The organism is Pantoea folii (assembly GCF_056678875.1).
The window spans coordinates 283896-309205 of sequence record NZ_JBWXON010000001.1 but is presented as its reverse complement, the minus strand read 5'-3'; the positions used below and the strand labels follow the sequence as shown (position 1 = coordinate 309205).

Annotated in this window: 29 protein-coding genes and 2 pseudogenes; 10 read left to right on the top strand and 21 right to left on the bottom strand. The window is 52.3% G+C overall.

Annotated elements, in window-relative coordinates:
• Nucleotides 1-66 precede the first annotated feature (66 nt).
• Nucleotides 67-420: an MmcQ/YjbR family DNA-binding protein gene (locus AC1MDE_RS01550; protein WP_034829796.1), complete on the top strand. Its 354-nt coding sequence runs from the start codon at nucleotides 67-69 to the stop codon at nucleotides 418-420.
• On the opposite strand, the gene AC1MDE_RS01545 is transcribed toward AC1MDE_RS01550, so the two are convergent.
• Nucleotides 404-1402, bottom strand: a complete 999-nt coding sequence (locus AC1MDE_RS01545; protein ID WP_480344154.1) for a methyltransferase domain-containing protein — start codon at nucleotides 1400-1402, stop codon at nucleotides 404-406. The genes AC1MDE_RS01550 and AC1MDE_RS01545 overlap by 17 nt on opposite strands.
• A gap of 166 nt (nucleotides 1403-1568) precedes the next feature.
• Here AC1MDE_RS01545 and AC1MDE_RS01540 point away from each other — a divergent pair, with 166 nt between their 5' ends.
• Together AC1MDE_RS01540 and AC1MDE_RS01535 are read left to right on the top strand one after the other, a co-directional pair.
• Nucleotides 1569-2354, top strand: a complete 786-nt coding sequence (locus AC1MDE_RS01540) for a helix-turn-helix domain-containing protein (protein ID WP_480344153.1) — start codon at nucleotides 1569-1571, stop codon at nucleotides 2352-2354.
• A gap of 209 nt (nucleotides 2355-2563) precedes the next feature.
• Entirely contained in the window at nucleotides 2564-3454 is an 891-nt protein-coding gene (locus AC1MDE_RS01535) for a DUF6216 family protein (protein WP_480344152.1), read from the top strand.
• A 64-nt stretch (nucleotides 3455-3518) separates the two neighbouring features.
• Here AC1MDE_RS01535 and cybB read toward each other — a convergent pair whose 3' ends face one another.
• Nucleotides 3519-4058, bottom strand: a complete 540-nt coding sequence (gene cybB / locus AC1MDE_RS01530) for a cytochrome b561 (protein WP_034829799.1) — start codon at nucleotides 4056-4058, stop codon at nucleotides 3519-3521.
• A 93-nt stretch (nucleotides 4059-4151) separates the two neighbouring features.
• Complete coding sequence (locus AC1MDE_RS01525; RefSeq protein ID WP_058961073.1) at nucleotides 4152-4646, bottom strand: MarR family winged helix-turn-helix transcriptional regulator; 495 nt, start codon at nucleotides 4644-4646, stop codon at nucleotides 4152-4154.
• A gap of 98 nt (nucleotides 4647-4744) precedes the next feature.
• Here AC1MDE_RS01525 and AC1MDE_RS01520 point away from each other — a divergent pair, with 98 nt between their 5' ends.
• Entirely contained in the window at nucleotides 4745-5893 is a 1149-nt protein-coding gene (locus tag AC1MDE_RS01520) for an MFS transporter (protein ID WP_480344151.1), read from the top strand.
• A gap of 74 nt (nucleotides 5894-5967) precedes the next feature.
• Nucleotides 5968-6396, top strand: coding sequence for a nucleotide triphosphate diphosphatase NUDT15 (locus AC1MDE_RS01515; RefSeq protein WP_058961071.1), 429 nt, complete (start codon nucleotides 5968-5970; stop codon nucleotides 6394-6396).
• On the opposite strand, the gene AC1MDE_RS01510 is transcribed toward AC1MDE_RS01515, so the two are convergent.
• From AC1MDE_RS01510 to AC1MDE_RS01500, 3 genes are all read right to left on the bottom strand, one after another.
• The gene (locus tag AC1MDE_RS01510) at nucleotides 6383-6754 is read right to left on the bottom strand and encodes a RidA family protein (protein WP_058961070.1); all 372 of its coding nucleotides are present in this window, start codon (nucleotides 6752-6754) and stop codon (nucleotides 6383-6385) included. The genes AC1MDE_RS01515 and AC1MDE_RS01510 overlap by 14 nt on opposite strands.
• A 10-nt stretch (nucleotides 6755-6764) precedes the next feature.
• Nucleotides 6765-7205: a GNAT family N-acetyltransferase gene (locus AC1MDE_RS01505; RefSeq protein WP_236699761.1), complete on the bottom strand. Its 441-nt coding sequence runs from the start codon at nucleotides 7203-7205 to the stop codon at nucleotides 6765-6767.
• A 110-nt stretch (nucleotides 7206-7315) separates the two neighbouring features.
• Nucleotides 7316-8062, bottom strand: coding sequence for an SDR family oxidoreductase (locus AC1MDE_RS01500; RefSeq protein WP_480344150.1), 747 nt, complete (start codon nucleotides 8060-8062; stop codon nucleotides 7316-7318).
• A gap of 99 nt (nucleotides 8063-8161) precedes the next feature.
• Here AC1MDE_RS01500 and AC1MDE_RS01495 point away from each other — a divergent pair, with 99 nt between their 5' ends.
• Nucleotides 8162-9064: a cupin domain-containing protein gene (locus tag AC1MDE_RS01495; protein WP_479415183.1), complete on the top strand. Its 903-nt coding sequence runs from the start codon at nucleotides 8162-8164 to the stop codon at nucleotides 9062-9064.
• A gap of 41 nt (nucleotides 9065-9105) precedes the next feature.
• Here the strand turns inward: AC1MDE_RS01495 and AC1MDE_RS01490 are convergent.
• Nucleotides 9106-9237, bottom strand: a pseudogene (locus AC1MDE_RS01490) (DUF2000 family protein); the annotation flags it as partial.
• A 208-nt stretch (nucleotides 9238-9445) separates the two neighbouring features.
• Nucleotides 9446-9682 carry a hypothetical protein gene (locus AC1MDE_RS01485; RefSeq protein WP_058961066.1) on the bottom strand — a complete coding sequence of 79 codons (237 nt, stop codon included), beginning with the start codon at nucleotides 9680-9682 and terminating at the stop codon, nucleotides 9446-9448.
• A gap of 630 nt (nucleotides 9683-10312) precedes the next feature.
• Between AC1MDE_RS01485 and AC1MDE_RS01480 the strand changes: the two are divergent.
• A pseudogene (locus AC1MDE_RS01480) lies at nucleotides 10313-10483 on the top strand (flavin reductase); the annotation flags it as partial.
• Between the two features lie 36 nt (nucleotides 10484-10519).
• Here the strand turns inward: AC1MDE_RS01480 and AC1MDE_RS01475 are convergent.
• From AC1MDE_RS01475 to AC1MDE_RS01425, 11 genes are all read right to left on the bottom strand, one after another.
• A complete protein-coding gene (locus AC1MDE_RS01475; protein WP_480344149.1) occupies nucleotides 10520-10747 on the bottom strand; it encodes a RidA family protein in 228 nt (75 codons plus the stop codon).
• A gap of 12 nt (nucleotides 10748-10759) precedes the next feature.
• On the bottom strand, nucleotides 10760-10903 hold the full coding sequence (locus AC1MDE_RS01470) for a hypothetical protein (RefSeq protein ID WP_480344148.1): 144 nt from the start codon (nucleotides 10901-10903) through the stop codon (nucleotides 10760-10762).
• A gap of 120 nt (nucleotides 10904-11023) precedes the next feature.
• Nucleotides 11024-12091 carry an ABC transporter ATP-binding protein gene (locus tag AC1MDE_RS01465; RefSeq protein ID WP_097117879.1) on the bottom strand — a complete coding sequence of 356 codons (1068 nt, stop codon included), beginning with the start codon at nucleotides 12089-12091 and terminating at the stop codon, nucleotides 11024-11026.
• 2 nt (nucleotides 12092-12093) lie between these two features.
• A complete protein-coding gene (locus AC1MDE_RS01460; RefSeq protein WP_166934347.1) occupies nucleotides 12094-12918 on the bottom strand; it encodes a carbohydrate ABC transporter permease in 825 nt (274 codons plus the stop codon).
• A 9-nt stretch (nucleotides 12919-12927) separates the two neighbouring features.
• On the bottom strand, nucleotides 12928-13854 hold the full coding sequence (locus tag AC1MDE_RS01455; RefSeq protein ID WP_479400074.1) for a carbohydrate ABC transporter permease: 927 nt from the start codon (nucleotides 13852-13854) through the stop codon (nucleotides 12928-12930).
• A gap of 21 nt (nucleotides 13855-13875) precedes the next feature.
• Entirely contained in the window at nucleotides 13876-15147 is a 1272-nt protein-coding gene (locus AC1MDE_RS01450) for an ABC transporter substrate-binding protein (protein ID WP_058961060.1), read from the bottom strand.
• A gap of 25 nt (nucleotides 15148-15172) precedes the next feature.
• On the bottom strand, nucleotides 15173-16339 hold the full coding sequence (locus AC1MDE_RS01445; protein WP_480344147.1) for a PLP-dependent transferase: 1167 nt from the start codon (nucleotides 16337-16339) through the stop codon (nucleotides 15173-15175).
• Nucleotides 16326-17036: a FadR/GntR family transcriptional regulator gene (locus tag AC1MDE_RS01440; RefSeq protein ID WP_479400077.1), complete on the bottom strand. Its 711-nt coding sequence runs from the start codon at nucleotides 17034-17036 to the stop codon at nucleotides 16326-16328. The genes AC1MDE_RS01445 and AC1MDE_RS01440 overlap by 14 nt, the downstream gene beginning before the upstream one ends.
• Before the next feature lie 211 nt (nucleotides 17037-17247).
• Nucleotides 17248-17604 (bottom strand): cupin domain-containing protein, encoded by a 357-nt coding sequence (locus AC1MDE_RS01435; RefSeq protein WP_045815471.1) that lies wholly within the window; start codon nucleotides 17602-17604, stop codon nucleotides 17248-17250.
• A 286-nt stretch (nucleotides 17605-17890) separates the two neighbouring features.
• Entirely contained in the window at nucleotides 17891-18658 is a 768-nt protein-coding gene (locus AC1MDE_RS01430) for an amino acid ABC transporter ATP-binding protein (protein WP_479400078.1), read from the bottom strand.
• A 1-nt stretch (nucleotide 18659) separates the two neighbouring features.
• Nucleotides 18660-19310: an amino acid ABC transporter permease gene (locus tag AC1MDE_RS01425; RefSeq protein WP_479400080.1), complete on the bottom strand. Its 651-nt coding sequence runs from the start codon at nucleotides 19308-19310 to the stop codon at nucleotides 18660-18662.
• Between the two features lie 288 nt (nucleotides 19311-19598).
• Here AC1MDE_RS01425 and AC1MDE_RS01420 point away from each other — a divergent pair, with 288 nt between their 5' ends.
• Genes AC1MDE_RS01420 through AC1MDE_RS01410 form a run of 3 tightly spaced genes read left to right on the top strand, consistent with a single transcriptional unit; the run spans nucleotide 19599 to nucleotide 22352 of the window.
• On the top strand, nucleotides 19599-20348 hold the full coding sequence (locus AC1MDE_RS01420) for an ABC transporter substrate-binding protein (RefSeq protein WP_058961055.1): 750 nt from the start codon (nucleotides 19599-19601) through the stop codon (nucleotides 20346-20348).
• 51 nt (nucleotides 20349-20399) lie between these two features.
• Nucleotides 20400-21005, top strand: coding sequence for a cupin domain-containing protein (locus AC1MDE_RS01415; protein WP_479400082.1), 606 nt, complete (start codon nucleotides 20400-20402; stop codon nucleotides 21003-21005).
• Nucleotides 21006-21023: 18 nt separating this feature from the next.
• Entirely contained in the window at nucleotides 21024-22352 is a 1329-nt protein-coding gene (locus AC1MDE_RS01410) for an NAD(P)/FAD-dependent oxidoreductase (protein WP_058961053.1), read from the top strand.
• Nucleotides 22353-22439: 87 nt separating this feature from the next.
• On the opposite strand, the gene AC1MDE_RS01405 is transcribed toward AC1MDE_RS01410, so the two are convergent.
• On the bottom strand, nucleotides 22440-23726 hold the full coding sequence (locus AC1MDE_RS01405) for a methyl-accepting chemotaxis protein (RefSeq protein WP_480344146.1): 1287 nt from the start codon (nucleotides 23724-23726) through the stop codon (nucleotides 22440-22442).
• Between the two features lie 244 nt (nucleotides 23727-23970).
• Entirely contained in the window at nucleotides 23971-25284 is a 1314-nt protein-coding gene (locus AC1MDE_RS01400) for an MFS transporter (RefSeq protein ID WP_058961051.1), read from the bottom strand.
• Between the last annotated feature and the right edge of the window lie 26 nt (nucleotides 25285-25310).

Sequence of the window (25310 nt, the reverse complement as noted above, 5' to 3'; positions counted from 1 at the left end):
ACGTAAGGCGCGGCCTTGTGCTATTTGCTCATGGCCGACAATGACTTCCACACATCGGGAACCCTCATGAATCGCCAGCAACTGTTCGAACACATCAGCCGAACCTACCAAATTGAACCCGACTATCCGTGGAAAAAACACAGTGAATACGCGGTTCTGCGGCATCCGCGCCACCGTAAATGGTTTGCGCTGGTGTTCCCGCTGGAGAGCCACAAACTCGGATTGGACGCAGGCCCGGTGGTTCAGGTGATGAATATCAAAACCCGTCCCGAACTCACCGGTTCACTGCGCCAGCAGCACGGCGTCTATCCGGCTTATCACATGAACAAAGAGCACTGGATCAGCCTGACGCTGGAAAATGGCTTGCCGGATAGCGAGATCATTGCACTGCTGGATGAGAGCTTTAGCTTAACGTTTTAGGTTTTCGCGCCAGGATGACATTGAGCGGTGACATCGGGAACGGCTGCATCCGTTGGACGCGCTCAATATCAAATCCTGCCTGCCGCAATTCCTCGCACAACACACCCTCATTCGTGACGTTGTAACCTCGCATCATTAACGGGGTAAAAAATGGCAGTACCTGCCGTGCTTCCTCTGGCTGCTCAGGGACTTCTGCATGGGCGCTGAGCAGCAATCCGCCTGGCTTTAAGCATGTGAACCACTCGCGCAGCATCGCCTGTCTGTCCGCCATAAAGTAAAGAAATGATGAACTCCAGATAATGTCCACCTGACGCCCTTCAGGCAATTTCGCCAGCGCGCAACAGCGATCGCTCAGGCCGGCTTTTTCGAAATTGCGCTGTGCAACGGTGGCGGTTTGAGGCAGGTCGAGCACGATCACCGAAAGCTGCGGAAAGCGTTGCGCTAACGCAATGCTGATCAACCCTGGACCGCCGCCCATATCCAGCAATAGCGCCGGACATTGAAAATCAGCCAGGGTATCAGCGATTGCGCATGCGGTGTCCGCGCTCAGCGCACGCTGCTCCTGGGCGATTTGATGCAAGGCGGCATCCGCCCACGCGGTATCGATTTGCAAAGGATCCTGCCAGCCGGGTCCCGCCTGCGTCAGCAGTTGGGGCAAACGCTGAGCGAACTGCTGTAACACCTGATGACGATAGCGCCAGGCGTCACCGATATAGCAGCGACTGTCGTGACACAGATAAGCATGGACATTGGGTGCCAGCACAAAGCAGTCAGCTTCATGCGTGAGCAGTTCGGTGCTCCATAACAGGCGTAACAGATGATAGGTCTGATGCGGCTGCCAGTCATAATGTTGAGCGACTTGCGCAGCGGTGGCGGGTAGCGCCATGAAATCAAACAAGCGATGTTCAAATGCAAACGCCACAGCGCCGTTGAGGGCGTGCTGAGCCAGCAGATGATCGAGGGTAGGAAGTGGTGAACGCATGGCAATCTCCTGAACAGGTAACGTCAACATCAGACTAGTCTTTGGCGTAAATGCAATTTATTCTCATTTGTCTGCGAGACGGTGATTTAACTCTGCGTGAGGAGAAAGGATGCAAAAACCTGGTGAAATGCGTGTGCGCCAGCATCAACTGTCGTGAGAGATGCGCATGGTGCAATCGGATTACTGGCCAGTGCAGGCACTCTGTGAGTCTTCAAAACCGTCTAACGAGCAGCCACAGCTGGTGCTGACTTTTGGTCTGCAGGGAGAATCCCGTTTTCGGGAAAGCAACGGACGTGAGATCGCTTTCAGTGCCGGGCATCTTACCGTGACCAGTTTTCAGGCCAGCCAGGGCGAGCGATTGTATCGCGCGGGTGAGCGGGTGCAGCAGGTGCGCCTGATTCTCAGTGCGGCGAATGTGCGCCATTATTTTGGTGAACAGGCTGCAGAAGGATTGTTACAGCCTCAGCTTAAGCGCCATCTTTTTAGCCGTTTCGGCCACGCCACCGCGGCGCAACTCAGTCAGGTGCATGAGGATCCGTTGTTACTGGAAATTCAGGCGCTCAGCCTGTTGGCGTTGCATCGTCATCAGCTCCAACCCACGAATACTCAACACAAACTGCATCCACAGAGGGTTGAACGGCTGGAACAGGCACGCGACTGGATGCGCAATCATCTGGCTGATGCTTTCTCGCTGAGTGCGCTGGCGCTGGCGGCAGGGTTAAGTGACCACCAGTTGAAAACAGGGTTTCAGCAGCATTTTCGCTGCACGCCGGGCGCGATGCTGTTACAGATGCGCATGGAGCACGCGTATCGCTTGCTGGAGGAGGGATTTCAGGTGGCTCAGGCGGCATGGCAAGTGGGATATCAACATCCGCGCAATTTCAGCGTTGCGTTTCAACGCTATTTTGGACGCCCGGCCAGTGCGATTACCGGGCGCAGAAGAGAATGGTAATGCAAGCTATAAAACGACAATGTCTATTGATAAACCATGCTCGGCTGGTTTTGAAAGGACTGAAGTAGGGTATTGAATTTATGGGTTGATATGATTACAACGTAATAGAAAGAAACAATGAGCGTGATGCATCAGATTGTTTTCAAATTTCTCATGAACGTTAATTGACTTATGATTGTAATTGTTAGTTATAATATTAAGGATAAAAAATGAAGTTCTCTTTTGATTCAATATTTAGTTATTTATCTGACTTGCTTGAAAATAAACCATTATTTATATTGGTTGTCACTATTGTATTGATTTTTATGCTTTATTTTTTCAAAAGGAAGGCGGGCTCAGGTTTTTCATTAGCCTATAGGTTTCATAAATTTTTGTTTGGCGCTGCACTTCAGAACAAAAAAGACCTCATACATGAAATAAATAGCATTGAGCAGTTTAATTTCCTTTTTAATACTCGAGCGATATCCATTTCTCAAAAGAAATCATTTGAAAAATGGATAAAGAAATATGAGCTTGATTTTAAAATCATTGGCAAGCTTAAAAATAACCTAAATATGGATAATTTGAAAATTACTAAGTATTCCTGGCGATATCTGACAATCTTGTTTGCCATTATATTGTTAGTTTTCACTTCGTCATTTGGAAGTGCAATTGTAGCAATAAAGCCTGCGGGTCTGATCAACATAAATAATACTGGGTGGTTTTGGTTCAATGAACAAGGAGCTGAAGAATATGATTTTTTTGGTAAAGGGGATTGGGGTTTTACCCCAAAAGATTGTGAAAATCAAAAATCAATTCGAAGCACACTACCATCCAAAACAGTCGAGGTTATCTGCAGTTCATTTAATAAAGAAAAGGATAAGATTTACATAAGCAAACTTATAAAAAAACAAAGATGGTTCTTTGGTGGTCTGACATTCTTAATCGGAGTTATTTTGTATTCTATGTTTAGGCATGCAGTCGTCATATTAGTGACTTATGATGTAAGAAGGATGGTTTTTGCCAAGATTCGCAGATATAGAAATCAAAGATCATGGCGACATTTGAGAAGAGATAATACTAAAAACACGAATGATCCTAATGAATCATTAAAAAATTAACAATTTAAAAAACAACGTTTATTGGACGCCCGGCCAGTGCGATTACCGGGCGCAGAAAGCAGGATTAGCGTGAACGACGAGACGGCATCATGCGCAGTAACGTGTTGTCTTTGAATAAATAATGATGCGCCAGTGCCGCAACGGCATGAATACCAATCAGCCAGTAGCCGTAAGGGGCGAGTGTTTCATGCCAGTCTGCAATGCTGTCAGCAAAATCAGGATCGGGATCGCCGCTCACCGGCATCGGAATACCAAAAATCCACCAGGTGCGGCCCATATAGAAGCGCGACAAAATGCCGAGAATCGGCAACACAATAAAGAACAGGTAGATCGCCAGATGCATCAGGTGCGCGAGGCCGGTTTGCCAGTGTGGCGGTTTAGGGACTATCGCCGGGCTGCGATGACGAAAGCGCAGAATGACGCGTGACAGCATCAGCACCAGCACACAACTCCCTGCGCTGAAATGACCAATGATCATGGCAAAGCCCTGCCAGGATCCGCGCGTCGCTAATCCGCGAAATTCCATGGTGCAATAGGCCGTGACGACCAGCAAGAAGGTCAGCCAGTGGAGAAAAATCTGCGAAGGGGCGTATTTGGTGCTCATCATTTATTCCATCAAAAGGCGTAGCAGAAGCGCTAACATAGCGGAAAGCGTACTGAATTAATTCATATTTTGACACATCCCCCGACGAAATGCTTACCGCTGGGCTTCCGATGCCTGCATCAGTTGGCTGAGTAAAGACTGCAGTTGCTGTTGCTGATCAGCACTTAACGTTGCCAGTTGATCACGCTGCGTCTCAGTATGAACCAGCAGGGCTTGCTCAATCTTTTCACGTCCGGCATCGGTTAAGGCAACCAGCATGCTGCGTTTATCCTCGGGATCGGCCACGCGTTCAATGGATCCCACCTCCTCAAGACGATTGAGCCGATTAGTCATTGCGCCAGAAGTAATCAGCAGCGATTTGTACAACTGCGTGGGGGAAAGGCAATAGGGAGGGCCCGCACGACGCAACGTAGCGAGCACATCAAACTCCCCATCGCGAAAATGGAAAGGAGCCAGTGCCTCCGCGCGTCGGGTGGCGAGGTGCTTCATGATGCGCAACATGCGGCCAAATATCGCCATTGACGAGGCATCCAACTCCGGCATGGCGTTGGCCCACTGCTCGATAACAAAATCAACGTGGTCGGTCATATTTCCCCTCGAATGTGTTGCTTTGTGCGCATCCCTCTATCGAAATGCCGCAAAGTATCTTAACGTTAAGATACTTTCGACGCACATGGAGATGCAAAGTGACTCGTACCTTACCTGCTTTAGGCATGTTTGCTTTACTGGTTTTCATCATCGCACTGAATTTAAGACCGATCATGGCCGCCATCGGACCGTTGTTTCCGCTACTGCAACGCGAATCCCACCTCAACGCCACGCAACTCAGTTTACTCACCACCTTGCCGGTGGTGATGATGGGGTTGTCTGCCCTGGTGGGGCCGTGGTTGCTGCGTTGCGTTGGTGAGGTGCGCGGGATCGCTGCCGGTTTGATTCTTTTGGCGTTAGCTTGCCTTGTGCGCGGTGCTGTCCCAACTGCTGAGATGCTGATTGCCAGTGCGCTGGTGGCGGGTATCGGCATAGGCTTAATTCAGGCCTTGATGCCGGCGCTGATTAAACGGCACTTTGCTGCACAGGCCGGCACGCTAATGGCACTGTTTACCACCGGGATTATGGCGGGTGCAGCGCTGGCTGCCGCGACGGCCGCCCCATTGGCGGATGCGCAGGGGTTGGGCATGGCGCTTGCCATACCCGTTGTGCCCGCGATTGTTGCGGTACTGCTGTGGTTAATCACGTTGCGCAATATCGTTCCCGCTGCTCACGTTCATCGTGCTACAACTGCGCGAACGGGCCGTACCTGGTTACTCATGGTGTTCTTCGGAATTGGTACGGGGGCTTACACGCTGGTATTAGCCTGGCTGCCGCCGTTTTATATGCAGCATGGCTGGACGCCGCAGCACAGCGGCTATGTGCTCGGTGCACTGACGCTAACGGAAGTGGTGGCGGGCTTTATCGTGTCGGGCTTAATCCATCGCTACCGTGACCGCCGTTTTCCGCTGTTGCTGGTGCTGACCTCCCTGCTGCTGGGATTAATCAGCCTGATGTGGCTGGGTGGCGCGCTGGCCTGGTTGCCCACTGTGCTGCTCGGATTGGGGATTGGTGCACTGTTTCCGCTATCACTGATCGTGACGCTCGACCATGCGCATTCCCCTGAAGAGGCGGCGGGAATGTTATCCTTTGTGCAAGGCGGCGGCTATTTGCTGGCCGCGCTAATGCCCTTGATGGCCGGCATTGTCCGCGATCGTGCCGACTCACTGGATAGCGCATGGGCCATTATGAACGTCGGGATGGTGGTTTTAATGGTGATGGCATTGTGTTTTAAACCCCAGCGATAACCGGGCTTGTCTGCTTGCAGAAGGTACAAGGCAGCGCATACCATTGCGAGCGATTAACACAATCAGGAGCTTTTATGTCACCACAAGTGGGTGTAGGCGTTTTGATTTTCCGTGAAGGAAAACTGCTGCTGGGCCGCCGCAAGGGCAGCCACGGTGCAGGGAATTGGTCAGCACCGGGCGGGCATCTGGAGTTTGGTGAATCTCCGGATGAGTGCGCACGACGTGAAGTGTTTGAAGAAACCGGATTAACCCTGACCGAATTGCAAAACGGCGCATTCACCAGTGATGTGTTCCCTGAGGCCAACAAGCACTACATCACCTTGCTGCTGGTGGCACATCACCCGCAGGGGGAACCGCAGTTGATGGAGCCGGAAAAGTGCGAAGGCTGGCAGTGGTTTGCACCTGAAGCCTTGCCGCAGCCGCTGTTCGCGCCGCTGCGCACATGGATTGTTCGCGATGGCTTAGCCGCGTTGCAACATCTCGCACAGGTTACAGCGCGATAATCGCCTCAATCTCAACCTTCAGATCCGGTGAGAACAGCTGGCTAATTTGCACCAGCGAACTGGCGGGTAGATGCCCGCCATAATGTTTAAAGAGTACGGCCCGAAGATCATTAATCTGGGCAAAGGAGGTGATGAAAATGGTCACTTTAATCAGATGGCTCAGCGAGGTATTTTCGGAAGCCGCAATCAGGTGCAGCTGCTGAAAGATAGCCTCAGCCTGTGAGGCAATATCGCCTTGCTGCGCGGGTGTGGCAAAGGCTGTTAAACCTGAAACATATAAGGTGTTGCCATGCTTCACCGCGTGCACATAGGGCGCTTTCACTTCGCCCAGTTCCGGGTAATTTTTGCGTATCAACATCGATTGCTCCTTAATCCAGTTTTAACACCATCACCGTGACGTCCTCATCGGCGATATTTTGCTGTTCCACGTCCTGCCAGCCAAAGCGGCGATACATGGCCTGTTGGTCAGGTGTATACAGCCAAAGTGCAGGGATCGATTTTGCTCGCGCTTCGGCAATCAGGCGGGTCACTAATGCACTGGCCAACCCTTTGCCGCGATGTTCGCGAGCGGTGATCACTTCACCCAGCCAAAATTCACGCTCGGGGATGTCACTCAATTCGTAATGGATGATGCTGGCGGTGGCCATCAATTCGCCCTCGTGCGTGGTGGCAAACAGCGTCATCGTTTGGGCATCAGCGGCATTGCGTGATTGCAGCCGTTGGCGGATCACATCGAGGTCATGCCAGTTAGGTAGCTCGGACCATTCGCGGTGTAGCATGTCAGCAATCTCATCATAGAAATGTGACATTTGGGCCAGACAGTGTATCTGCATCCATTATTCTTCTAGGCTAACAGAGGAGTCAAACAACATAACCGTTAACCTCGAAAGGAACCAGGCTATTCGCCTGGTTCTTATGCTTAGGTTGTCTGGTTGGCCAAAGCCACCGCATCTTCCCCGGCAGGAATGCGCATTGGTGCGTTGGGATCGGTTGCCGCTTGCCATATCGCGGCGGCGACATCTTCGGCTTTGGTGGTGGGCTGCGGTTGGTGCATGCCCGCCATAATCCCATCCAGCATCGGTTGGTAGGCGTCGAGGAAGGTTTGCTCCATGCGCGGCATGGCGTTCTTGCCGAAATCGGTGGTGGGCGCCATGCCTGGCAACACCAGCCGCACATTAACATTAAACGGCTGCAACTCCAGCGCCAGTGATTCGGTAAACGCATTGACGGCGGCTTTACTGCCGGTATACACCGCCAGCAACGGCAGGGATTTCAGCGTCACGGTGGACGTCACGTTGATCACCGTACCGCCGCGTTTGGCGCGGAACTGAGGCAGCACCGCCTGCGTCATGGCGATAGTGCCCAGCGTGTTAGTCTCAAACACTTCGCGTACCGTGGACATCGACGTGCCTTCCAGTGAGGTCAGCACGCCTATTCCGGCGTTGTTCACCAGCACGTCGATCTCGCCTGCGTCAGCGATTGCCTGACTGATGCTTTCAGCGTTGCTGACATCCAACGGCAACAGGCGCAAATTTTCCGAAGCCGGGAACAACTCCGGGCGAGGATGACGCATAGTGGCAATCACCTTCCAGCCGCGTTCCAGGAAATAGATCGCTGTGGCGTGTCCGAAGCCAGAAGAACAGCCGGTGATGAGGATCGTTTTCATTCTTCACTCCTGCATTGCATTGGGTAGATGCTCACTATAGAGTCAGTGAGATGGACTCACTACAATGCAAAGTCCATATTTCATTCGCAGGAGTCCATAATGATCGATCCCCTTGCTGAGATAGTGTCACTGCTGCAACCTCAGGCGGCCTTTTCCAAACGTGCACGCGCCAATGGCCGCTGGCGCGTCAATCGCAGTGAAACCGGACAGCCGTTTTACTGCCTGGTACTGGCTGGGCGCAGTCAATTGAAGATGAAAGGGCATGAACCCATCTCACTTGAGCAGGGTGATTTTGTCCTGATCCCAGCGGCGTGGGAGTTCTGCATGAGCAGTGCCGAACCACCCGATGACGATGCGCCCGAAACATTGCCGGAAATGCTTAGCCCCGGTGAATTCTGGATTGGCGATCAGCAGCAGCCTGCTGAAGTGCAAACGCTGATTGGCTATTGCCAGTTTGGTGCGCCTGACGCGGGATTGATCGTCTCGCTGTTACCCCAATTTATTCATATTCGCGGGGAGTCACGGCTGACCACACTGGTACAACTGGTGATGGATGAGTGTCGTGCGCAGCGTCCTGCACGCCATGTGGTACTGGAACGCCTGCTGGAACTGCTGCTGATTGAGGCGCTGCGTTCGATGCCAATCTGTCATGCTTACCCTGGCGTGATGAGTGGTTTAGCCGACGAACGTCTGGCGGCGGCCATCCGCGACATGCACGCCAACCCGGCGCATCCGTGGACTGTGGCGCAATTAGCCAAAGTTTCCGCGCTATCCCGTTCGGCATTCTTTGTGCGTTTCCGCGCAGCAGTGGGCGTAGCACCGATGGTTTATCTGCTCACCTGGCGCATGGCTTTGGCCAAAAATTTACTGCGTGGCAAAAATATGGCGGTAGCGGATGTCGCAGAACGCGTCGGCTATCGTTCCGCCAGCGCGTTTAGTGTGGCCTTCACCCGTTATGTGGGGCAACCACCCGCATGGTTTGCCGCAGGTCAGGATATTTAGCGATAAAGCTTAAAATTACCTGTAAGGCTGGTGATTTTTTTTTAAGGGCCAATCAAGACAATTGCCACGAGCTCAATGTTGCCACTGTTCGCGCTGGCAATGCGCTCGCCGTATTCGTCATAGGTTTTGCAGGATTGCGCCAATGCGCTAAACGGCATGGTAACGATTTCGTCCTACGCGCGGCTCTTTATCCTGATAATCAGGAAGGACAGGTCGTTTGTGGAGCGATGCTGCATTAAAGTAAAGTCGTCTTAGGGTGCTGATACCGCTTTCATGGTAGAACCACTGTCCTGTATCTCCACAGGCATGAGACATGACCGGCATGTTCGGTCTAGAAATTCAAGTCCTCAGCTGCTTTAGGGTACTGATTAAAAACGCTGTTTAACCCGCAATGTACATTACCCATCCCATGATGCTTAAAGTAGATGTGAGAATATATCCCACACCTTCACCTGTCATATAGCGGCGCATGGTCATCTCAAATTGACCTACTTGGATTTTTTCGCGTTGTTCGTCATCAGTGGAGTTAAGGATGGTGCGAAAAGCCGCAATGCCATTGGTCATAAAAAGTGCGCAGACCGAGGCGATGGTAAGGGTAAGAACATCATGAATTTGCATTGGGGAGGCTTCTGCTCGTCAAATAATTGAGAGTTGATTTTAATGTGTTAGATTAATCGATTCAGTTCACATTTATCTATTATTGCTATCGCTGAAAGGTCCTTAATAGCGGCATCAACCAGGCCACTGTTAACAACATGGGTGTAATCCGCTGCACCTTTAACTCGCCCCTTTTTAAACATCTTGCTGATTTATCATCAGAAACTGACTTTGGAAAGGGAACTACCATCTTTTATGGCAGGCATCATCACTAAATGCCCGCAGCCCCGGATAGTCTGTTTTATATGCCATTCCTGCGAAGCCAGAGAGTTAGTGGAGTTTTTATACTTGACGCCATCACTCGCGTCATTATTTCGCCCCGAGAAAGCACCGTTGCGACGGCAGACAGGATCATCGTTTTAAATGATAGCAATGTGCCGGCTGGGATTAATTCATTCAAACAGGCGGCGCAGAGGTCGCCTGTATAATTGATGTATTACGCCTCTAACCCCGCATTATGCATCCCGCGGCGCAGCGTGAAGTTCACGCCCATGGTCAGCAGGGGATCTGGCGGATTCCACTCTGGCTTCAGCAGTGACAGCAGGTAATCAATGATATCGTTGCGCCACCGCCTGCGGCGCTGAAGGTTCGCCAGTGGCGGCGGATGCGCTGGTGGCCTTTAGCTGCAAATTAGTTAATACCGTTGACTGGCAAACGCACGCAATATTTCTAGGCGAGGTGACACACGTGGCGCACCCCAATAATGATGGGCAACCGCTGTTGTATTACGACCGTGGGTTCCATCAACTCTCTGCGCTGTAACTTAAAGAACGGGAGGGCAAGTGCCTCCCGTTATGTTCAGGGCAACATAATCACCACATCAATTTCCAGCAGCAATTCCGGTTCGGCGAGCGCAGAGATCTGAAACAGCGTGCTGGCAGGTAACTCAAGTCCTTCAAAGAAGCGCTGGCGTACCGGATGAATATGCGGCACCAGCGCCAGGTCGGTGACATAAGTAGTGGTGCGCACAATCCAGTCACGCTGTGCACCCAGCCCCTCCAGCAAACGATCGATATTGGCATACACTTGCTCGACCTGCTACTGCATATCTCCAATGCCGACCACGTTTCCTTCTTCATCCCACGCGACTTGCCCGGTCGGGAAAACCGGCGTTCCGGGACGAATTTTGACGTGATTGTAATAGCTGCGCGCCTTCAAACCGGCGGGATTGATAATGCTCATAACGCTCCTTAACCCTGTTTCGTTCGCGAATGTTCTCGCTTCAAGGCTATCACCTGTGCGCGTTGCCGGGTAAAGGTATCCTGGCAACGCCGCATTGCCGCTAAAGCAACACGGCGGCGGTTACAAACGCTTTTGTGACGCGGCATCGAACAGCATCGCACGCGCATAATCCACTTCAACGGCAATCATATCGCCTGCTGCGGCACCGGAACGTTGGGTGGTAAACAGCATCACCTCATGCCCGAATAAGTTGCCGTGGATGAGCTCGGATAAACCGGTGGGTTCGACGAGAGAAACCTCCAGTGGCAGCGCGTGTGGAGAACCTGCTGAAGCCAGTGCGATGTTTTCAGGTCTGATGCCATAAATGACTTCACGACCTTCAGGCTGATTGGCCCATGCCGGGTTAGCGGGCAACAGCGCGCTGTCGCCGATACGCACGCCGTTTGTTGTGACGACGCCATTGATAAAGTTCATGGACGGTGAACCGATAAAGCTGGCGACAAACTTGTTGGCTGGCGTGTCATACAGTTCCAGTGGTGTGCCGACTTGTTGGATAACTCCGTGGTTCAGCACCACAATCCGGTCGGCCAGCGTCATCGCCTCAACCTGATCATGCGTGACATACACGATAGTGTTGTTCATCTGCTGATGCAGGCGTTTAATCTCGACGCGCATCTTGCCGCGTAGTTGTGCATCCAGATTGGAGAGCGGTTCATCAAACAGAAAGACCTGCGGCTGGCGCACGATCGCGCGTCCCATCGCCACACGCTGGCGCTGGCCGCCGGACAGTTCTTTAGGACGACGATCCAGAAGATGTGAAAGATTAAGGATATCCGCCGCTCGCTTCACTTTCTCCTCAATCTCCGCACGCGGACGTTTCTGGATTTCGAGGCTAAAGCCCATATTGCGTGCCACCGTCAGGTGAGGGTAGAGAGCATAACTCTGAAACACCATCGAGATATCACGATCTTTCGGGGCGACATCATTCATCAGTCGTTTTCCGATGCGGAGATCGCCGCTGCTCGCCAGTTCCAGACCCGCAATGGTGCGCAGTAAGGTGGATTTGCCACAGCCGGACGGCCCGACCAACACCACGAACTCACCATCGTTAATCGTGAGGTTGATATCGCGCAGGACTTCAACATTGCCGTAGCGTTTGTCGATCTGCGCCAGTGTAATTTCTGCCATGTTTACCCCTTAACCGCGCCAGCGGTCAGACCCTGAACCAGATATCGTTGAATAAAGGCGAAGAACAGACAGGCAGGAATCAGCGCCATTACGGCGGCTGCCATCATTTCACCCCATGAAACGGCAAATTTGGAGACGAAGCTGAGTAAACCCACCGGGAAGGTCATCACTTCGTTTTTGTTGATCAGCATCAGCGAGAACAGCAGTTCGCTCCATGCGGCGGTAAACACGAAACCGAGCGTTGCCGCCATTCCCGGTAACGTCAGCGGAACCAGTACCCGATACAGCGCCTGAAAACGTGTGCAGCCCTCGAGCATCGCAGACTCTTCCAGATCTTTGGGGATGGCATCAAAGAATGACTGCATCAAAAAGGTGGCAAACGGGACGTTAAAGGCGGTGTAAATCAGCACCAGACCCAGAAGACTGTTGGTCAGGCCGAGTGGGGCCATCACGCGATAAATTGGGGCGATGATCATCACCAAGGGGAACATCTGCGTGAACAACAGCAGCGCCGCCATCACCATCTTGCCGCGAAAGTGAAAACGCGAAAATGCATAGCCGGCACCAGCAGCAATCAGCGTGGTCAGGAATGCGGTGCTGAAAGAGACGATCAGACTATTGCTGAAGAAGGTGGGGAAATCACTGTCGGTGAGCACTTTTTGAAAGTGGCCTAAAGTGAAGCCGCCCGGCAACAGTGTCACGCCCTGGCTGAACAGCAGCTGATCCGGTGTGACTGAAATCTTAATGATCCAGTAAAGCGGAAACAGGGCAAACAGCAGGTAGAGGCCAATACTCAGGCGATGGCCAATCATGGGTAACAGTTTCATTTCGCCTCCTTATTTCAACAGTTGATGACGAATGCGCAGCAGAACCAGCGCGTAGCAGGTCATCAGCAGTAACAGAAACACCGCCATTGCCGAGGCATAGCCAAAATCGAGTTTGCGATAGGCGGTGGTGAAGATGTAGCTGGACAGAATCGAGGTGGATCCGGCGGGGCCACCGTCGGTCATCACCACGATCAGATCGGCGAAGTTGGCGATCCAGATGGTACGTAGCATCACGGTGATGGCGATCATCGGTGCCAGGAAGGGCAGCGTGACGCGACAGAATTGTTGCCAGCCGCTGGCACCGTCAATCGAAGCCGCTTCATACAGATCTTTCGGGATGGATTGCAAAGCGGCCAGCAGGGTAATGGCAAAAAACGGAATACCAAACCAGACGTTAGCAATGATCGGTCCCCACATGGCCAACTGAGGATCGGACAAGATATTGTATGGCTCGCTCAGTAATCCGAGATCGCTCAGCCACTGTGGTAACGGGCCGACCACCGGGTTAAGCAGCCAGGACCAGGTCAGGCCGGATAGAAAGGCGGGCACCGCCCAGGGCAGAAACACCAGCGCCTGCACCCAGCGACGAAAACGAAATTCGCGGTTGAGCAGCAGCGCTAACGCCAGACCGAAGAAAAACTGCAACAGCAGTGAGCTGAGCGTCCAGTTCAGCGTGTGACCGAGTGCTTTAAAAAAGCGCCGATCGTCAAACATTTCGGCAAAGTTATCCCAGCCCACCCACCCGCTATCCATCGGATTGAGCAGATTCATGCTCTGAAACGCGTAGGAAATGCCGATCGCCATCGGCACAAAAATAAACAAGGCGATCAGCAACAGTCCCGGCGAAAGATAAAACCACGGCTCAGCCAGCCGCAGCCAGCGCGTGTAGCGCAGGCGCGGCGAGCGGGCATCAAGTGAGGTTTCTAACATCATCATTGTTCTCCGCGCGATCGGTGATTACTGCGTGGCGAGCCAGCTTTTCTGCTCTTTGGTCAAATATTTAGCCCAGTCTTTCACCATGTCTTCAGTGTCGTTTTCACCCAGCAGGGTTTCCTGGCTGCTCTCTTTCACAATCACCGAGTTAAAGTAACCCCAGCCTTTCAGATGTGTCGGCATGGTTAAGGGCACATAGTTCGGATCGTTTAACTCTTTAAACCAGCCGGCAAACTGCGGTGTTTGATAGAAAGGATCCTGCTCTGCACCTTTATAAATCGGCAGGGTGCCAACAAATTTTGCCCATGCGAGGTTGTTGGTCTTATTACTCAGGAAGGTGATGAGTGGCCAGGCGAGATCTTTTTGTTTGCCCTGTTTAAACATCGCCCAGCCGGTATAACCAATGGTAGGGAAAGCTTTACCCGACGGCCCGACAGGCATCGGTGCAACGGCAAAATCATCGGCGGCCATGCTGTTTTTAATCGCAATCAGCGCATCGGGGTCCTGATCGAGCATGGCGCACTTGCCGGAATAGAAACCGGAGACGATTTCGTTAAAGCCCCAGTTCACACTGTCTTTTGGCGCGCCGCCTTGTTTGTACATGTCGACCAGCAACTGCGCCCCTTTGATCGCTCCTGGCTGAGTCAGAGTACTGTTGCCGGATTTATCGAAGAAATCCGGTGAGCCTTTCATTGCCGCCATAAACATCATCCAGGCGTTGGTGCCGCCGACGCCGCCGCGCATACAGTAGCCGCTGATGCCGTTACCCAACTGGCTGATGCGTTTAGCATCGCTGGCAAACTCATCCATGGTTTTTGGCGGCTCACTCAATCCGGCCTGCTGGAACAGTTTCTTATTCCAGAACAGGGCGCGCAGGTAGAAGCCGTAAGGGATCATGGTGGCTTTGCCATTGGCGGCACGCGCCATCGCCAGCGTTTTATCGGTTAACTGGGCGGTGCCATCCCAATTTTTCAGGCGCGGTTCTAAATCTTCCAGCATATTGTTGCTGGCATACAGCCCTTGCCAGGTGTCGGGCATTTCCACCACATCGGGTACTTGCCCGCTTTGCAGCATGGTACCCAACTTCTCAAACGCCTGACCCCACGGCAGCGAGATCAGCTCAATTTCCGTGCCGGGATGCTGGGTTTTGTATTCGGTCAGCATCTTCTGCAGCAGTTCAGTGCGGGGCGGGCTGGTAATCACTTCCACCACGGTTAATTTTGCCGCCATACTGCTGAGTGCTGAACCCAATCCAATGGCTAAAACCAGTGCGTTAATCGCAAAACGAGTCGTCATTGCAGCTTCTCCTGGGAGTGAGTGATTATGCGCGGGTTGCGGTAGCCAGCGCCTGTTGCAGGTCGTTCCAGAGGTCTTCGGTCTCTTCCAGACCAATCGAGATGCGGATCAAACGTGGCGAGACGCCGAAATCAACGGCTGAGTTAAATTCGCTGGCTTGATTGATGACTGAGATGGCGGGCATCACCAGACTTTCGAATCCACCCCAACTCACCCCCATATGGAAATAGTGCAAGGCGTTGCAGAAGGCGGGGATATCGATTTGTTCGGTTACTTCAAATGCAAACAGGCCACTGTAACCGCGCAGCGATGACCAGGATTTGGGGGCCAAACCGGGATGGCACACTGCCGTAACCTGTGGATGGGCACTCAGCTTCTGTGCCAGTTCCATGCCGCTTTGGTGGTGCTGCTTCATGCGCAGGGGCAGCGTGCGCAGACCACGTATCAGCAATGAGGCTTCATGCGCCGATAGCTTGCCGCCGAGGAAGGGGCTGATGTGGCGTGCGATATTGCTGATGTGCTGTTGACTGGCAATGACCAGGCCGGCCACCACATCACTGTGCCCGCTGATGTATTTCGATGCCGAGTGCACCACGATGTCGATCCCACACTGCAACGGCTGCTGGAAAATCGGCGACGCCCAGCTGTTATCGATAATGGTGACCGCACCAGCATCACGCGCCAGCGTGGCCAGTTTATTCAGGTCCAACTCGCTCATCACCCAACTCACCGGACTTTCCAGGTAGAGCAGGCTGGCACCCGGCAGCGCGGCACGAATTGCCTCTTCATCATCACCATCGACGAACTCGGTGGTGATACCAAAATGCTGGCAGAAGCCACGCAGGAAGCGATACGTATCGGGATAGACGTGATTGACACACACCACTTTTGCGCCGGGTTGTAGCACGCTGAGAATGGCATTGCTGATGGCGGCCATGCCACTGCCGAACGCCAGGCAAGCCTCGCCCCCTTCCAATGCGGCAACTTTCTCCTGCAGCGCTCGGACCGTGGGATTATCGACGCGCGAATAGAGCGGTTGATCGCTTTCGCCACGGAAGCGGGCAATCATGCTGTCGTAATCGCTGAAGGTGAACAGTGACGATTGGTAGATCGGCGGGGTGACCGCGCCTTTTTCATGGCGTAAATCATGGGACAAAAGCGTTTGTTGCGAGACAGGTTTATCGTTTGGCATTGATGACATCCTTCATGTCGCGTTCAGTGATATCGAGAATTTGATGGCAAATGGCGCGCGCGGCTTCGCCATCCCGCTGGCAAATGGCATTGAAGAGATCGCGGTGTAACGGGAAAGAGTCGGCAAACAGTGCCTGCTCCGGTGGCGATTCAAAAAAGGCGTGCATGCTGTCGTAGATGCCGTTGAGCATTTGCAGCAGTAAAGGATTGCCGGAAGCGCGATAAATGCTGGTGTGAAACGCCCAGTCTTCGGCACCGGCTGAGCCGACCGCCAAATGTACGCGCTCCATTTCTATCAATCGCTGTTCGATTTCCAGCAGGTCTTCGGTGCTTGCACGCTGTGCAGCGAGCACACAGGATTCCGATTCGATAATGCGACGGACCTCCAGTGCGTGCAGCATATTGGCGGAGTCATTTTTGAATCGCAGCGAGAGAAAGCTGTCGTTGATGCCGACATCTGCCTGCAAAAACGTGCCGCTGCCTTTCTTACGCAGAATGATGCCCAGTGCTTCCCAGCGTTTTAACGCCTCACGCACGGTGTTGCGGCTCACCCCGAGTTTTTCCGCCAGCTCGCGTTCAGGCGGTAAGCGACTCCCCGGTTGCGCACCGGATTGCGCCATAAAACGCGTGAGTGCATCAAGAATCAGCGTGTCACTGCGCGGTGTGGTTATCGGTTGAAGCTCAAAAGGGGATTGCATAGCGCTGCCTTAATTGGTCCAACATCTCTACCAATTTCATAGCAAGGCGCGTGCCATTTTTTTATGCCTGATTTAATTGACGTTTCTGGGCAGTAATAAGCAGGAGATCTGAGTTTTACTGGTGCAAGGCGAAAAAAAATGCACCGGGATGTCACAGCGAGGATATAAAAAAGGCGCGAATTAACGCGCCATTTATATATGCGTAAATAAATTAGCTGGCGTCAAAAATCACATACAGTTTACGCATCGTGTTTTCAATTACCCAGGTCCCTTCAGTATTGGCTTCGAAGAAAAAGGAATCACCCGGTTTAAAATTTAGGGTTGCTTCGCCATCAGGAGTAAATGAACCTGTGCCGTTAAGAAAATGCATAATTTCAGCCTGTTTCACTGAGCGACGATAGGAACCTGCTGCGCATTCAAATATGCCCGTATCGATATCTTCTTTGCCGGGAATCACTTTCTGGATACCGGAAAGGGCAATAGTGCCGCTGCCCGGTAAGCCTTCCACGCTGCCCCAGGGTTCCATTGTTTCAATTAACGCCGGCTGTTCAATTTTTTGCACTTTCATCAGTTCTTTTTCCTGTAAGCAGTGACAAATAGCACTCACCACAATGGCAAAGTGCATTGGGGAAAAACTCAAACAGATTAAGCGATTGCAGTAAAACCTGAGGGGACTTATTGCCGTGCGAATAACATATTTGAATGATTATTCGCACGGCTTTGGCAGAAACTTTTGTTTCCTCACCATGCTTCACGCTGCAAGTGGGGGGCGGCGTCCATTCACCCCCGATCAGTCATCTGAGTCGGTTCCAGGCGACGCCTGCCTGCACTTTGAAAGGGAGTGAGAGCGCCGCCTAACTCAGCGTTTGGCAGCATGGGCAGGGCTGCGCAACGGTGTTACCCAGAACACGGCGCAGGAAATCTTGCGTGCGCGCTTCTTGTGGCCGCAGTAACAGGTTGTCAGCGGGACCTTGTTCTACAATCTGTCCGCTGTGCAGGAAGCAGACGCGATCGGCCACTTCACGCGCGAACTGCATCTCATGGGTGACCACGATCATGGTCATCCCTTCACGGGCGAGATTGCGCATGACCTGCAGCACTTCACCCACTAATTCGGGATCAAGCGCAGAGGTGGGCTCATCAAACAGAATTGCTTTGGGCTGAAGGGCCAGCGTGCGGGCAATCGCCACGCGCTGTTGCTGTCCGCCAGATAACTGGGTTGGCCATGCGTTGATTTTCTCAGCCAGACCCACCATTGCCAGTAAGTCTTTGGCGCGCTTTTCCGCCACGTTGCGAGATTCACCATTGACGTGAATCGGACCCTCCATCACGTTTTCCAGCACGCTGCGATGCGGGAAAAGGTTGAAACGCTGAAACACCATGCCAATCTGACGCCGCAGGTCGTTAATGCTCTTGTGCTTGTTGTTGACGCGCTGGCCCAGTACGGTGATATCGCCGCCTTCATAGGTTTCAAGGCCGTTGATGCAGCGCAGTATGGTTGATTTACCTGAACCCGAAGGGCCAATCAGGCAAACCACTTCGCCTTCGCTGACCTTGAAACTCACGCCTTTCAGCACCTCAATGGGGCCGAATTTTTTGTGTACCTCATGAATTTCAATCATCTCAAGCCCCTTTCATCTGACGTTTTTCCAGCTTCTTAGTGAGTGCCAGCAGCGGCAGGCAAAGCACCAGATACAGCAGTGCCACCAGCGTGTACACCGTGGTGTTATCGAAGGTTGAGGCAGCAATCAGCTGGCCCTGACGTGTCATTTCCGTCACCGCAATGGTCGAGGCAAGCGCAGAGTCCTTGAGCATCATCACGAGCGTATTGCTGAACGGGGGTAAGGCAACATGGAAAGCCTGAGGCAGCACCACGCGGCGCATGGCTTTGCCATAACTCATGCCCATTGATCGCGCGGCTTCAAGCTGCCCGCGATCAACCGATTCAATGCCGGAACGAAATATTTCTGCGATGTAAGTGGAAAAGCAAAAGGCGATACCAATAACACTGGCCTGAAACGAGGTGAGGGTGATGCCGATATCCGGGAAGACAAAGTAGATATAAAACAGCACCACAATCATCGGCAGACCGCGCGTGATATTAATGATGCTGGCGATCGGCCATGAAATGATTTTCCACGGACACATTTTGGCTGCGGCAAAAATCAACCCCAATGGCGTACTGATTATCAGAGACAAAAGGGTGATATAGATCGTCATTTCAGCCCCTTTCAATAAAAAGGGCAGATACTGGTGGATGCTGCTCCAGTCCATTTTGTTCTCCTGGCTTGTAGTGTCACCCTAAAATCAGGCGATAAATTCATTATAATGAATATCGTTGATAGCAAATCGCTGTCAATCTTTACTCTCATGACAGAGATAGCATTTACTTATTACGCTCATACGAACAAGCTATAGGTGTGATATTTAGTGAAATCAAAGGCTTTATTGCTAATTTGTGAGTTGGCGCATTTTCATTAAATAAATCGTTGACAGCAGGTGTGCAATTTTCATTATAGTGAAAAAGAGCATTATCCCTTTCATTGCACCCAGGAGTGAGCCATGTCTGCCATTCGTTCCCCGTTGATGATCCTCGGCCTTACGGCTGCGTTGAGTTTCAATGCCAGTGCAGCGGTGTTAACCGCGGGTTCTCCGCCATCGAGTGCACCCACTACCTTTCTCAATACCCAAACGGGCAAGATTGAGGGTTTTATGCCGGATGTGGCCGCAGAAGTGGCTAAACGTGAGCATTTGGACATCCAATACAGCGCAATCCCTTTTTCCACGCTGATACAATCTGTTATTGCCGGAAAGATTGACATGATAGTGGCGGGAATGACACCGACTGAAGAGCGCGCGAAACGTATTACGTTCTCTCAACCGGTGACGGCTTTTGGCGCGGGATTGATCGTGCGGGATGACAATAAAAAAGCGTATAACTCCTGGCAGGATCTTAAGGGTGAAGTGGTAGGCACCATGGCCGGTACTGATTATACCCAAAGCCTGATGGCCAGCGGTATTGCGAAAGAAGTGAAGGTCTACGACAGCCCTGCGGATCTGACGCGAGATTTGTCACTGGGTCGCGTGGCGGCCGGATTAAATGACTATCCGATATTAAAAGCGCAGGAAAAAGCCGGTGGACTAAAAGGCATGCACGTGGTGGATGGTTATAAACCGGAGCATGTTTCCCCAATGGCATTCGGCGTGAAGAAAGGCAACGATGCGTTAATGGCGCAGATTAATAGCGCGTTAACCAGCATGAAAGAGGATGGCACGTTGCAGACGATTAAAACCAAATGGGGCATGCCCTGATTGATGACACCCTTAAGCTCAGCTGACAGGGATGCGAATGGAATTCAGCCGATGAATAAAGAACCGATCATCAAAGGGGAGTCAGGCGCGCAGGAAGCGGATATCGGCTCCCGCGTAAAACGTGTGCGCAAGGCGCGGAATATGACCATTACTGAACTGGCGCTGCTGGCGAATGTCTCCGCTGGCGCGATCAGTCAGATCGAACGCAATCTGACGAATCCGACAGTGCGTATGCTGGAACAACTGCGTCTGGTCTTAAAAGTCCCCCTTTCGGCCTTTCTGGAAGAGGCCGAAGCTCACACTCGTGGTGCTGAGCATTATGTCCGGCGCGCAGCGGAACGCCCGCACTTTAACGTGGGTAAACAGGGCATTTCTAAACAGATGCTTTCCCCCTCGGGCGACCATGGTTTGCAGTTCATGTTCATCAATATCCCGGCAGGCGTGCAGTCCGCTGAGATGTTAATGGGGAAGGGGGAAAAAGCAGGCTTAGTGATGGCGGGTGAACTGATGCTGGAGATTGACGGCGATACCGTGCTTTTGACACCCGGTGACAGTTTTCAATTTCAGAGCCATCTACCGCACAACATTTTTAATCCGACGTCCAGTGACGCCACTGTGTTGTGGATCATGCATATTTCCTCTGAGCAACATTTATAAAGATCAGGATTGAACATCATGCGCATCAACGTGAATACCGTAGCAGACAGTGAAACTTTCCCCAGCGCGGTGGATGTCATCGTCATTGGCGGCGGGATTATTGGTACTTCCGTCAGTTATGAACTGGCAAAGCAGGGCGTTTCCGTGGCGCTGTTTGAAAAAGGCGTGATTGGCGGTGAGCAGTCGGGACGCAACTGGGGCTGGGTCCGCCAGCAGAATCGCGATCTGTATGAGCTGCCGATGGCGATACGCAGTTTGCAGCGTTGGGAAGCGTTGAGCGGGGAAATCGGACTCGATCTTGGCTTTAGCCGCCAGGGAATCACCTACGGCACGCTGAGTGAAGCGGATGTGGCGCGCTGGGAAGCCTGGGGCAAGCAGGCGAAACAAATCGGCTTTGTTAGCCACTTATTGACGGGCAAAGAGACGCGCGAGCGCATTGGTGAACAGGCCCAATGGGTGGGCGGCGTGTGGTCACCGAGCGATGCGCGTGCCGAACCCTCCATGGCCGCACCGGCCATCGCCACGGGCGCGAAAAATCTGGGTGCTTCAGTCCATCAAAACTGCGCGGTGCGTGGATTGGATATCAGTGGCGGGCGCGTCGCCGGTGTGTGGACCGAGCGCGGCTTAGTGAAAGCGAACCGGGTGATCTGCTGTGGTGGTGCCTGGAGTTCACGTTTCTGCAAACAGTATGGTGTTGAACTGCCGAGCGCCAATATTTTGGGTACAGCGTTTAAAACCACGGTGGCGCCGGAAGTGATTAAAGGGTGTCTGAGCATCGGCGGATTGTGCATTCGCCGTCGTCAGGATGGCAGTTACACCGTGGCACTCTCCGGTCGTGGGCAGATCGACCTGGCTCCGCAAAATATCCGCTATGCCACCAAATTTTATCCGATGTATCGCAGCAAAATTGCCAAAAAACTCAAAGTGCGCATCAACGGCTCTTTCTTTAATGGTCCGGAAGCCGCGGGTTCCTGGTCGAATCAGAGCTTATCGCCATTTGAAAAGATCCGTGTGCTCGATCCAGCCGGCGATCCGTCGATTGTACAGGAAGCGATGCAACTGCTGGTTCAGTTTTACCCGGAACTTGCCGGGATCAAAGTGGATCATGCCTGGGGGGGCTGGATCGACACCACGCCGGACCTGGTGCCAGTGATTGATGAGATGGATACGGTGCCGGGCCTGTTTATCGCCTCAGGCTTCAGCGGCCATGGTTTCGGCATCGGTCCTGGAGCGGGCTTATTGTGTGCGCAGATGGTGAATAACCAACCGCTGTTTACGGATGCTGAACCTTACAGTCTGGCGCGTTTTGCTAAAGGTAATGCGATTCGCGAACCGCAGATGATGTAAAAGCCTGCCGGGTACTGACCGATCGTGGCATCGTTAAAAGTGAAAGGCGGCCTTCAGGCCGCCTGAGCATCGCTGATGGGGGATCACTTAAACATCCAGTCGATGAATCACATTCACAAACTCATGTACGCCACTGTTTATTTCTCGCAGGCTGCGTGACAGCACGCTGATTTTATCCTGCTCGGTCACCACGAACTGTTTCACTTCACCTAACTGCTGCTCCATCTGATGAATCAGCATGGCGTTGTGCTCCACGACTTGAGTGATCTTTTTGGTTGCGCTGGAGGTGGAAGCCGCCAGACGCCGCACTTCATCCGCTACCACACTAAATCCACGCCCCGCTTCACCCGCGCGCGCGGCTTCAATCGCGGCATTTAACGCCAGGATATTGGTTTGTGAAGCAATCAGATTGATGGTTTCCACCACTTCGTTGATGCTTTTCGCCGAGGCATTTAACTGGGTGCCAATATCGGTGGCGGCATTGACCTGCACTGCCACCAGACCGGAGTTGCGGATGGTTTCATCCAGCACTTCGTTGGCGTTATCCGTTATTTGCGAAGTTTGTTCTGAGGTGGTGAGGGCAATATCAGCGACCCGTTTTGCCGCTTCAACCCGCGGGGTGATATCGGAAGCAATTTTGATCACCTTGTACACTTTGCCGTCGGCATCAAACACCGGATTGTAGCTCGCCTCCAGCCAGATACGTTCGCCTGCGGCGGTCTTCCGCTCAAAGCGCCCGACAAAGTGTTGTCCCTTAGCGATTTTGCGCCAGAACTCGGGATTTTCCCGATAAAAGTTATCGAAACAGAACAAGCGATGATGCTGACCGACAATCGTTTTAAGCTCGTAACCCATGTGTGTCAGGAAATTCGCGTTGGCTGTCAAAATATGACCATCGGGCGTGAATTCAATGACGGCCATAGAGCGGTCGAGGGCGGTGATCACTGCCTCTTTATGCTCGAGTTCTTCATGTCGGGCAGTGATATCACTGGCGACTTTAATCACCTTATAGACTTTGCCCTTATCATCGCTCACCGGGAAATACGTTGCGCTCAGGTAGAAACGTTGGCGTTGTTTATTAAAGCGCTCAAAGATTCCTGTGACGGATTCACCTGAGGCCAGCGTCTGCCAGAAAGCAAAGTACTCCGATGACTGGCTGTAGGCCGGGCTGCAGAAAATGCGATGATGCTGTCCCTGAATCTCATGCAGGCTGTAGCCGGTCACCTCAAGGAATTGCGGATTGGCGCTGAGGATTTCACCGCTGGGCGAAAACTCAATCCATGCCACATGTTGTTTGATTGCATTGATATCTTTGAGTACATCGCCACTTTTATAAAATGGCAGAGAAAGGCTGGATTTCTTCACCCCAAACATGTGTGACCTCAGGCGATATTATGTCATTGAACATAATGCGTGCAGCTTTTGCCGCTCCGCTGAATTTCCTCAGCTGAACACTTTTCTTGCGATGTGCTTCTCTGCGCGTACGCAGGCTGGGTGTATTGAGTTTTGATTGCCTGATGTTGTGGTAAACGGACCGGTTACGGTCCGCTTTGATAAAGGTAGCTTAATTATCGGCGCGGTTTCCAGAACATTTAACTAAAATGCATGAAAAAGCGTTTCACTTGCCAGACTGCGGATAAGCAAGGGTTTTCAACCGATCATTTGGTGGTCGCGAGACGATAATGCCAATTACGCCACCCGCGATCAGTGCCACCGCCACCACCAGTAAACCTGAATGATAACTGTGGGTCATATCCTTGAGTTTTCCCAGTACGGGCGGCAATCCTAATCCGACAAAGTTGGCGACCGTATTGATAAAAGCGATGGAGGCCGCTGCGGCCACGCCTGCCAGTTTCTCCGTGGTTACCGCCCAGAATATCGGCGTCAGCGCAAAGTTGAAACCCACGGTCAGAACCAGGAGCAGATAAGCAATCCAGAGATTAGTGGTGAATATTGCCGTCGCCAATGCCAGTCCGGAGAGGATTAACGGCAACCCTAAATGCCAGCTGCGCTCACGTGTTCTGTCAGAGTGACGGCCATTCAGATACATGAAGAGGCACGCCATAATGAAGGGCACCGCCGACAAAAGGCTGATGACGAAATTGCTCTGATCCGCCGCCATGCTTTTAATGATCAGCGGCATAAACAGCGTAATGCCGATGGAGCCAAACGCCTGCAGAAACCACACCAGACTCAACAGCAGCACTGTTTTATCTTTTAGGGCACTCCACCAGGAATGGTTTTTTCCGATTTCTACCCCAGCATTGTCTTGCTGCAGACGTTCACGCAGCCAGGATTTTTGTTTTGGGTTCAACCACGGGGCTTGCTCCGGCGAATCGGGCAGGCGCCATAACACCAGACAGCCAAGAATCAGCGCGGGAATACCTTCAAGAGCAAACAACCAACGCCACCCAGCAATATCGGCGATGCCATGCATATTCAATATCGCACCAGAGACCGGTAAACCAATGATGGATGCGCTGACTGAGCCCATGTAGAAAAACGACATGGCCCGTGCTCGATTGCTTTTGGGAAACCAGCATGAAATGTAGTAAATAATGCCTGGCGCAAAACCTGCCTCAGCCATCCCTAGCAAAAAACGCATCACATAGAGTTGATTGGCGGTGTGAACAAACGCCATGCCAGTGCTGACGATGCCCCAGGTAATCATAATGCGCGCTATCCAGCGTCGGGCGCCAACCTTGGTCATGATCACATTGCTGGGAATTTCGAACAGAATATAAGAGATATAAAACATCCCCACGCCCAGACCATACATGCTGGTGGTGAGGCCGAGATCTGCATTCATCTGGAGTGCGGCAATGGATATATTGGTCTTATCGAGATTAGCAACAAAATAGCAGATGACGATGAAAGGGATGATTTTGCTATTCAATTGTTTAAGGGTAGAGGCATATAAATCGTTGCTCATGATAACGACCTCGTAATCGGTTTGGC

Coding starts and splice junctions, on each gene's coding strand:
- AC1MDE_RS01525 (WP_058961073.1), bottom strand. CDS start 4,646: ATGACCGACCACGTTGATTTTGTTATCGAGCAGTGGGCCAACGCCATG.
- AC1MDE_RS01425 (WP_479400080.1), bottom strand. CDS start 19,310: ATGGACTGGAGCAGCATCCACCAGTATCTGCCCTTTTTATTGAAAGGG.
- AC1MDE_RS01470 (WP_480344148.1), bottom strand. CDS start 10,903: ATGAGCATTATCAATCCCGCCGGTTTGAAGGCGCGCAGCTATTACAAT.
- AC1MDE_RS01445 (WP_480344147.1), bottom strand. CDS start 16,339: ATGCCAAACGATAAACCTGTCTCGCAACAAACGCTTTTGTCCCATGAT.
- AC1MDE_RS01410 (WP_058961053.1), top strand. CDS start 21,024: ATGCGCATCAACGTGAATACCGTAGCAGACAGTGAAACTTTCCCCAGC.
- AC1MDE_RS01485 (WP_058961066.1), bottom strand. CDS start 9,682: ATGCAAATTCATGATGTTCTTACCCTTACCATCGCCTCGGTCTGCGCA.
- AC1MDE_RS01435 (WP_045815471.1), bottom strand. CDS start 17,604: ATGAAAGTGCAAAAAATTGAACAGCCGGCGTTAATTGAAACAATGGAA.
- AC1MDE_RS01495 (WP_479415183.1), top strand. CDS start 8,162: ATGATCGATCCCCTTGCTGAGATAGTGTCACTGCTGCAACCTCAGGCG.
- AC1MDE_RS01420 (WP_058961055.1), top strand. CDS start 19,599: ATGTCTGCCATTCGTTCCCCGTTGATGATCCTCGGCCTTACGGCTGCG.
- AC1MDE_RS01540 (WP_480344153.1), top strand. CDS start 1,569: ATGGTGCAATCGGATTACTGGCCAGTGCAGGCACTCTGTGAGTCTTCA.
- AC1MDE_RS01465 (WP_097117879.1), bottom strand. CDS start 12,091: ATGGCAGAAATTACACTGGCGCAGATCGACAAACGCTACGGCAATGTT.
- AC1MDE_RS01430 (WP_479400078.1), bottom strand. CDS start 18,658: ATGATTGAAATTCATGAGGTACACAAAAAATTCGGCCCCATTGAGGTG.
- AC1MDE_RS01515 (WP_058961071.1), top strand. CDS start 5,968: ATGTCACCACAAGTGGGTGTAGGCGTTTTGATTTTCCGTGAAGGAAAA.
- AC1MDE_RS01510 (WP_058961070.1), bottom strand. CDS start 6,754: ATGTTGATACGCAAAAATTACCCGGAACTGGGCGAAGTGAAAGCGCCC.
- AC1MDE_RS01450 (WP_058961060.1), bottom strand. CDS start 15,147: ATGACGACTCGTTTTGCGATTAACGCACTGGTTTTAGCCATTGGATTG.
- AC1MDE_RS01545 (WP_480344154.1), bottom strand. CDS start 1,402: ATGCGTTCACCACTTCCTACCCTCGATCATCTGCTGGCTCAGCACGCC.
- AC1MDE_RS01440 (WP_479400077.1), bottom strand. CDS start 17,036: ATGCAATCCCCTTTTGAGCTTCAACCGATAACCACACCGCGCAGTGAC.
- AC1MDE_RS01415 (WP_479400082.1), top strand. CDS start 20,400: ATGAATAAAGAACCGATCATCAAAGGGGAGTCAGGCGCGCAGGAAGCG.
- cybB (WP_034829799.1), bottom strand. CDS start 4,058: ATGAGCACCAAATACGCCCCTTCGCAGATTTTTCTCCACTGGCTGACC.
- AC1MDE_RS01505 (WP_236699761.1), bottom strand. CDS start 7,205: ATGTCACATTTCTATGATGAGATTGCTGACATGCTACACCGCGAATGG.
- AC1MDE_RS01405 (WP_480344146.1), bottom strand. CDS start 23,726: ATGTTTGGGGTGAAGAAATCCAGCCTTTCTCTGCCATTTTATAAAAGT.
- AC1MDE_RS01535 (WP_480344152.1), top strand. CDS start 2,564: ATGAAGTTCTCTTTTGATTCAATATTTAGTTATTTATCTGACTTGCTT.
- AC1MDE_RS01460 (WP_166934347.1), bottom strand. CDS start 12,918: ATGAAACTGTTACCCATGATTGGCCATCGCCTGAGTATTGGCCTCTAC.
- AC1MDE_RS01550 (WP_034829796.1), top strand. CDS start 67: ATGAATCGCCAGCAACTGTTCGAACACATCAGCCGAACCTACCAAATT.
- AC1MDE_RS01500 (WP_480344150.1), bottom strand. CDS start 8,062: ATGAAAACGATCCTCATCACCGGCTGTTCTTCTGGCTTCGGACACGCC.
- AC1MDE_RS01400 (WP_058961051.1), bottom strand. CDS start 25,284: ATGAGCAACGATTTATATGCCTCTACCCTTAAACAATTGAATAGCAAA.
- AC1MDE_RS01455 (WP_479400074.1), bottom strand. CDS start 13,854: ATGATGATGTTAGAAACCTCACTTGATGCCCGCTCGCCGCGCCTGCGC.